Genomic DNA, 4,692 nt, shown 5'->3' with positions numbered 1-4,692 from the left:
AAGATAAATGCCCAAAATCCTGAGTTTTTCAATTTTTCATTTTTATTTAAAAAATCACGAATCATTTTATCTTCTTGAGAAAACGTCTTGATGATTCTTTGGCCGGAAACTGTTTCTTCAATAAATCCATTTAGCTCACCTAAGTTACGTTGCTGGATTTTATATAGTTGGCCAGTACGGTGCGTAATCCACTTTATACCAATTATTAAAACTGGAACAATGGATAAAGTCAATAAAGTTAAGATTGGACTATACCAAAGCATTACTGAAACAGTACCAACTAAAGTTAAAATACTTGAAAATACTTGGATTACGGAAGTATTTAAAGTCGAACTTACATTTTCCAAGTCATTCGTTACACGGCTCATTAATTCTCCGTGTTGTCTTTTTTCAAAAAATGACATTGGTAATTTATGAAACATATTAAATAATTCTGTTCTCATTTTTGTTACAGTGTTTTGTGCAATATCAATCATCCAAAAATTTTGTAAAAACAATGATGCTGAATACCCTAAGTAAATAAACACTAAAGCAACAATTAACCAACTTAAACCACTTAAATTATTTTTTAGAATATAATGGTCGATTGAATAGCCAACTAATACTGGTCCTAATAAACCGAGTACCGAGCTTGCTAAAACCATTAAAAGTACGACAACTAATTTACCTTTCATTAATGCTAGGTATGACCATATTCTTTTCAATGTAGAGGAAACATTATCTGCTCGAGAAGCTTCCTTTTTCTTCTTTTCCTTTGATAATTGTAAGTGTTTATATTGGAAAGGTTTAGTTAGCTCCTTTAACATTATGAATTTCCTCCCTTCCATATTGTGAATAGTAGATTGCTTTATATAATTTTGAACTTTTTAATAAAGATTCGTGTGTACCCTCTTCTACAAGTTCACCCTCATCTATAATTAATATTTTATCTGCATTTTTTGCTGTACTGATTTTTTGAGTGATGATTAATGTCGTACACTCGTAATTTTTTAAAGCTTCAATCAAGCTAGCTTCGGTTTTTAAATCTAATGCACTAGTACTATCATCAAGTAATAAGATACTAGGCTTTCTTAGAATAGCTCTTGCAATCGAAAGTCTTTGCTTTTGGCCACCTGAAAGGTTAACCCCTTTTTGACCAATTAAACTTTCATATCCATTTGGAAAAGTCAAAATTGAATCGTGAATTTGCGCATGTTTAGCAGCTAAATAAACTTCCTCATCTGATGCACTTTCTCTACCCATTAGTAAATTTTCTTTGATTGTTCCTGTAAATAGTAGAGCTTCTTGTGGTACATATCCAATTTGACCTCTTAGTTGCTTACTGTTTATTTTACGTATATCTTGATCATCAATTAAAATTGTTCCAGAATTAACATCGTATAAGCGAGGGATTAATTGGAATAAAGATGTTTTTCCAGAACCTGTTGAACCCAATATTGCAATTGTTTGTTCGGGGTATGCAACAAATGAAATATTTTTTAGCACTTCTTTTTCAGAATTTGGATAACTAAAAGAAACTTGATGGAATTGAATTTTTCCTTCTAAACGATTTGCTAGTTGGTTTCCTTCATTCTTTTCTACAAAGTCTTCTTCAATCGTTAATATTTCATCGATTCGTTCAGAAGAAGCTCTCATTCTTGAAAACGCACTAATAATAAATGAAAAGACAGTAAATGATGAAGTAATACGTGAAATATAATTTACGATTGCAACAATATCGCCAATATTCGTTTCATGTGAATGTACTTTACTATTTCCAAACCACAATACGATTAAAATGGAAGCATTCATAAATAGAAGCATGACTGGCATCGTAATTTCCATTGTTCGTAATGCAACTGAGGTTTTTTGTTTTAAATTTTGATTTATATGTTGAAATCGATTATTTTCGTGGTCATTTCGTACAAAGGCTTTAATTAATTTCATTCCAACTAAATTTTCTCTTAGCACACTATTAACAATATCTACATTATCTTGAACATTCTTAAATAGCCTTCTACCTTTTTTAACCATCCAATTTAGGAACATAAATAAGACAGGTAAAATTAAAAATAGAATAAATGAAAGCTTCCAATTCAAAATTAATGCCATTACGACACTACCAGTTACGATTAATGGTGCTCTCAAAATAATTCTTAAGCTCATAAATACTGCACTTTGTAATTGTGATACGTCATTTGTCAATCTAGTAATGATTGATGAAGTTGGTAAATAACTAAACGTCGTAAATGAAAAAGTTTGTACTTTCTCAAATAATGTTTTCCTTAACGTAAATGAATAGCTTTGAGCAATATGAGTAGCATAAAAAGTATTTAATACTCCTCCAATAAAAGCAACGATCGATAACACGATCATGACGAATCCCCATTTTGTAACATAAGCCATGTCTTTGTGAACTATTCCATAGTTAATAATATTAGATAAAATATATGGTTGAAATAATTCAACTACTAACTCTAAAAGTAAAAAGACGATCGCTGCAAAAATTGTTATTTTATATGGTTTTAAAAATTTAAAACTATTCACTTTAGTCACTCCCCTACTAAAGAGGTAATGATTAAAAACCCCTCCGTATTTTCTTATTTTTTTTAAATAAATCTACAAAATTCTTAATAAAGGCATTTAAAACAGGAAAAGAACTCGTAATTAAACGAGTCCTCCACATAAAAAGTTATCATTCAGTGATCGATAAAAATTCTTCAACGTCTTTAAGAGATAGTTTTACTGCCTTCTCCCAGAAATCACGTTTTGTTAAATCTACACCTAAATGTTTTTGAGCTAATTCTTCAACTGTCATAGAAGCTGTATCTTTTAAAAGAGCAATATATTTCTGTTCATAGCTCTTGCCTTCTTCCAATGCTTTTGCATAAATACCTAATGAGAATAAGTATCCAAAAGTGTATGGGAAGTTATAGAACGGCACACCTGTAATATAAAAGTGTAGTTTTGATGCCCAGAAATGTGGATGATACTCTTCTAAAGCACCACAATACGCTTCTTTTTGGGCTTCTTCCATTAGTTCGTTTATTTTATTTTTACTTACGACACCATTTTTACGCTCTTCGTAAAAACGCGTTTCAAACAAGAAGCGAGCATGAATATTCATATAAAATGCTACACTACGTTGAATTTTGTCTTCTAAAAGAGCTAAACGCTCCTGATCGGAACTCGCATTTTTAACCGCTGCATCAGCTACGATCATTTCTGCGAATGTAGAAGCTGTTTCAGCAACATTCATTGCATAATATTTATTAAGTGTATGAACATCTTTCATTGCAAATGAATGGAAAGCATGACCTAATTCATGTGCTAATGTCGAAACATTTGAAGGTGTACCTGAATATGTCATGAAAATACGAGATTGGCCGCTTTCAGGAAATCCTGTACAGAAACCTCCTGGACGTTTACCTGTACGATCCTCTGCTTCAATCCAAGAGTCCTCGAACGCCATCTTTGTAAAACTAGTTAATTCATCACCAAATTTACCAAATTGATCTAATATAAATTCTGCACCTTCAGAATATGAAACAGTTGAATCAATATCAGCCACAGGCGCATCTAAATCATACCAACTTAATTTCTCTACGCCTAGTAATTTAGCTTTTCTTTCTAAATATTCAACAAATGGAGCTTTATTGTCGATTATCGCACCCCACATTGAATCAAGTGTTTCTTGACTCATACGATTGATTGATAATGGTTCTTTTAATACATTATTCCATCCACGTTGTCCATATACACTTAAACGGAAACCTGCAAGATGGTTTAATATTTTAGCGAAATAATCTGACTCTTCACCCCAAGTTTCTTCCCATTTTTCAAAAATCTCTTTACGAACATTGCGTTCCTTAGAAGAAAATAGATTTGATGCTTGACCAACAGATAACAGTTTATCATCATGTTCGATCTGCATTTTTCCGACAACAGTATCGTACATTTGACCCCAACCATGATAACCGTCAACTGAAAGGGCAGTAATTAATCCCTCTTGTTCAACTGATAATAGTTCACGAGCATTTTGACGACGCTCATTTAATGCGAAAGATATTTCCTTAAACTCATCAGTTTTTAAAATATCTTTCCAAACAGAATCTTCAATTTTAGTTAATTGACTATGGAATTTTGTTAAAGACGTAGAAAATGTTGCATATAGCTGCGTTAAAGTTCCTCTTAATAAATTAGCTTTTTGATCAGCCATATTTTGAGCTTGTAAACAGCTAACAAATCCACCAGCTTGCGATAATTTCTTACCTATTACCTCAATATTACCTATGATATCAGCTAATTCCTCAACTTCATCACTATTTTTAGGAGCAGAAAACAAAGAAACCTGTCTCTCTATTCTTTCTACTAAATTAGTAATCTCTTTTATGTATGATGCGAATGCAGGAGATTCACTGCCTCCTTTAAAGAAAACATCTAAATCCCATGTAAGTGAATATGTATTGGTTGACATACGACCCCACCTTTTGGTTTTATAAGTACATTTGTTATTATACATTATTCAAAATATTTAGTCTAATCATACTACTTTTTACCAATTTCAAATCCTACACAAGCTTGTTGAATTTTGGTGTAATCGTACATTTTGTCTATTTATGAAGGTATGAAATATTTACTTGTTGCCTCTGAAAGTAGTTATTAGTCAATTTTAGTAGTTTTTAAAACTAAAATTCATGATCTGTATAACAT

General features: G+C 31.6%; 3 protein-coding genes. All 3 read right to left on the bottom strand.

Annotated features, from left to right (window positions below; genetic code table 11):
• The coding region (locus CN514_RS19500; protein ID WP_141529428.1) for an ABC transporter permease at positions 1-806 on the bottom strand (806 nt) is incomplete at its 3' end.
• Positions 787-2,526 carry an ABC transporter ATP-binding protein gene (locus tag CN514_RS19495; protein ID WP_286141763.1) on the bottom strand — a complete coding sequence of 580 codons (1,740 nt, stop codon included), beginning with the start codon at positions 2,524-2,526 and terminating at the stop codon, positions 787-789. The genes CN514_RS19500 and CN514_RS19495, both read right to left, overlap by 20 nt.
• A 148-nt stretch (positions 2,527-2,674) precedes the next feature.
• The gene (locus CN514_RS19490) at positions 2,675-4,456 is read right to left on the bottom strand and encodes a M3 family oligoendopeptidase (protein ID WP_098234029.1); all 1,782 of its coding nucleotides are present in this window, start codon (positions 4,454-4,456) and stop codon (positions 2,675-2,677) included.
• Positions 4,457-4,692: the final 236 nt, after the last annotated feature.

It is taken from the genome of Bacillus sp. AFS001701, assembly GCF_002559405.1.
GTDB lineage: Bacteria > Bacillota > Bacilli > Bacillales > Bacillaceae_G > Gottfriedia.
This window is presented reverse-complemented; position numbering and strand designations above follow the sequence as displayed.

Bases quoted from the DNA above. Each gene is read 5' to 3' on its own strand.
- CN514_RS19490 (WP_098234029.1), bottom strand. From the start codon at position 4,456: ATGTCAACCAATACATATTCACTTACATGGGATTTAGATGTTTTCTTT.